Origin of the sequence: Alkalihalobacillus sp. MEB130, from assembly GCF_032335535.1 — a bacterium.
Lineage (GTDB): Bacteria > Bacillota > Bacilli > Bacillales > Bacillaceae_D > Halalkalibacter.
In genome coordinates this window covers 1-3338 of the sequence record NZ_JAOANA010000049.1, presented here as the reverse complement: position 1 = coordinate 3338, position 3338 = coordinate 1, and the positions used below count along the sequence as shown (strand labels likewise).

2 protein-coding genes and 1 rRNA gene are annotated in these 3338 nt (G+C 37.6%); 1 reads left to right on the top strand and 2 read right to left on the bottom strand.

Going from position 1 to position 3338, the window contains the following annotated elements:
- Positions 1 to 469: 469 nt before the first annotated feature.
- Both N0O92_RS23440 and N0O92_RS23435 read right to left on the bottom strand, forming a co-directional pair.
- Complete coding sequence (locus N0O92_RS23440; protein ID WP_315617473.1) at positions 470 to 1687, bottom strand: NAD(P)/FAD-dependent oxidoreductase; 1218 nt, start codon at positions 1685 to 1687, stop codon at positions 470 to 472.
- 86 nt (positions 1688 to 1773) lie between these two features.
- Entirely contained in the window at positions 1774 to 2754 is a 981-nt protein-coding gene (locus tag N0O92_RS23435; protein WP_315617471.1) for an NADPH:quinone reductase, read from the bottom strand.
- Positions 2755 to 3264: 510 nt separating this feature from the next.
- Between N0O92_RS23435 and N0O92_RS23430 the strand changes: the two genes are divergently transcribed.
- A 16S ribosomal RNA gene (locus N0O92_RS23430) occupies positions 3265 to 3338 on the top strand; the annotation flags it as partial.

Here is a 3338-nt window from a genome sequence, read left to right as displayed (position 1 = left end):
ACATCGTGTCCCCCTGTGAGACGAACCCTTTCTCTTCGTAGACCGACATGAGATACATCTATGAAAATGCTTCGTGAAGAACCTTCCCCGTAGAAGAGAAAGGGTGAGCCAGGACGTTGCCAGGCGGACACGCTCCATATAGAAGGGGAGAGGTTAAGGATTCACGTGACATTAATAGAGCAGCAGAAACAGCATCTTCTTCGAATAAGCCGATCCGATGGTAACATCGTGAGTAAGCTAGTCTGAAATTAGTAATTGACCATAATAAAATTTACGGATTTATACTTAAGATTAGTCAAGAGATTTTAACCCTTGGAATGAAATTGAGAAAGCTTTAAAACCATAAAGTTGAAGAGCCAACATCTTCATCGAAATAGAAAATACCGTATTGAGTGTATATAAGTGGACTGTAGTTCCCCTATATTCATAATAAAAGGGGTTTTGGCATTCTAGGTGGACTGACATTTCTCTATTTTGGTTTTGTTGGGCGAGTTTGTAGATAAAGCTCTAGGTCGGGGCTATGCCCTTTTACAATGACATCAGAAATAATTCTTGAAAGAATCATACTATACACTGTTCCATTATCACCAAACCCAAACAAGAAGTGACAATTTGGATATTCATCGTATTTTCCGATGATAGGGAGTCCATCATTTGTACCTCCGTAAAAAGCAGTTGCATAATATTCTGGCTCTACATTTATATCAGGGAAAAGCTTATTAAACTCAAGCAGTAGCTTATCTCTTTTACTAATTAATTTACGATCACGTACTTCTGCGTAGGGGGTGTTTTCGTCTAAGCCACCAATGATGATACGGTTATCCTTAGTTGTACGAATAAAGGTATAAGGTCGTGCGGTTTCCCAGATCAGGGTTTTATTGTACCATGATGAAAAATCCTCTACTGGTTTTGTTGTGACTATATATGTACTGACAAAGGAAGTTTTCTTTTCTTTCTTTATATCCATTCCTTCATAGCCACATGCAACAATTACATGACGTGCTTGGATGGATTGATTGTTTTTCGTTCGTATGGTCGCTTTTGTTTTCTCGAACTTCTTTCCGTTAACTTCAGTATGTTCAAATATTTTTACTCCTTTTTTTGCAGCGTAATCAAATAAATTATGAGTAAAAGTAAATGGGTTTATTTCGGCGTCATCATAAGAATAAAGAGCAGCATCCTTTTTAAAAGGGTATCGACCTTCAATTTGTTCGGCTGATAAAAAATCCACTGGAAACTTTTCCTCGACTAATAAATTGTATTCTTTTTGTAATTTCTGTATGTCTTCTTTATAGCTAGCAAAGTATAATGAATCTCTTCTAGTAAATTCACAATCAATCTTCCCGATTGAAGAAGCTTTCTCAATATCATTTATGGCTTGTTTACATAATTGTAAATGTCTTGAGACATAAGGTCTGCCAAAGCTATTTACTAAATCTGAAAACAATCTTTCTCCAGAATATTGAATGATAGCTGTATTTGTAGTGGTACTGCCACTACCGATTGTATACTTTTCAACAACCACGACATGTAAGCCCGAATCTGCTAACAAGTAGGCACATTGAGCACTAGAGCTTCCGCCGCCAATAATAAGAACATCGCAATCAAGATTCTCTTGCAGTTGAGGGTAACTAGGAGGATTTTTTAGTGTAGTAGGCCAATAATAAGTACCGGTTTGTAAGTTCATGTGGCTACTCCTTTTTTGCTTTAAATATGAGTACATAGCTCGGCTTTCTTTTATACGAGTATTATTACCAAGCTATAGTTCTTCAATTAATTTATTTTTAAAACAAGCTTTCCATTTCCTATCCCTTTTGCAAGCTGTTCAAAAGCCTGAGGTGCTTGCTCGAGTGGGAGAGTTGTACCTATAATAGGCTGAAGTGCACCACTTTTTAACATGTCTACTACACCATTGATACTTTGCTCATATTCATCTTTTGGTGCGTTCCAAAGAGCTGTTGCTAAAATATCACATTCTTTTTGCATAGCAAGTCGTGGGTTTATTTCAATTGAACCACGATTTCCAACAATCACAATTTTACCAAATGGCGCAATCAGCTTTAAATCTGTTTCTAAATTACGGTTTGCTAAAAATTCAATAATTACGTCGGGTCCCTTACCATTTGTTAAAGCTAAGACATCATCAATCGAAGCTTCAGTCACATGATCTATGACCATATCTGCGCCAGCTTGCTGCACCATTTTTTTCCCCTTTGGCTTACTGGCTGTTCCAATTACGTTAGCACCGTGAGACTTGGCCATTTGTACAACCTGTAGTCCAACCCCGCCACTGGCTCCATGAATCAATACAGTTTGACCGGGCTTAAGGCTGGCTCGATGAAATAATGCACGATATGCAGTTAATGCTGGTACCCCTAAGGCTGCACCTTGTTCAAAGGAAACATTGTTTGGTAAGGGATGAACCGAATTTGCATCACAAACGATTTTCTCTGCAAATGTGCCCGTACTTTTACTTTGCATTAAGGATGAGATAAATACACGATCACCAACACAAACATTTGTGACTCCATCCCCAACAGCTTCTACAATCCCTGCACCATCTAAACCTGGGGTATAAGGCAACTGAGGTATATTAAACGAATATGTACCTGTTAATGTGTAAGTATCACTCGGATTGACACCTGCCGTATATAAGCGAACACATACTTCTCCTTTTCCCGCTATTATATCCTCCACGTCTGTATATACTAATTTCTCAGATCCGCCAAATTGTGTAACTTGAATTGCTTTCACATGATCAACCTCCTTATCGTTATTATATATTAAAGGTTTAACTTCTATAGACTTGTCTTCGCTCGATTTACTTTGACTCACTTTGGGGTTTGGGGGAGATATTTTAAATTCTAGTTAAATAATTAAGTTTGTTATTATTATCAATGTGTGATAGAGTATTAAATCTAGTCGCAAAAAAAGTTATAAAATAAATATTGCGCAGAATTTGCACTTATGATATATTATTACTTGTCGCTACGAATGATTCATTGATTCGATAGTGATCGCGCGAAAAACTTTCAAAAAAGGTATTGCGCGGAATGAGATGTTATGTTATGATAATAAATGTCGCTGAGGAAACAGTGATAAACGAGTTCTTTGAAAACTGAACAAAAGCCAAGCGAAAAGAGATACATGATATCTCAGGGATTTTCGAGAAAATCCCAATTAGAAATTTACCCGATAGGGCAAATTTCACCCTTAATTTATTGCATTGCTAGCGTAATGCGAATTTGAGCTTACTCAAACACTTTTATGGAGAGTTTGATCCTGGCTCAGGACGAACGCTGGCGGCGTGCCTAATACATGCAAGTCGAGCGGACTGA

Excerpts from the sequence above, each read along its gene's own strand:
- N0O92_RS23440 (WP_315617473.1), bottom strand. The coding sequence starts at position 1,687 with ATGAACTTACAAACCGGTACTTATTATTGGCCTACTACACTAAAAAAT.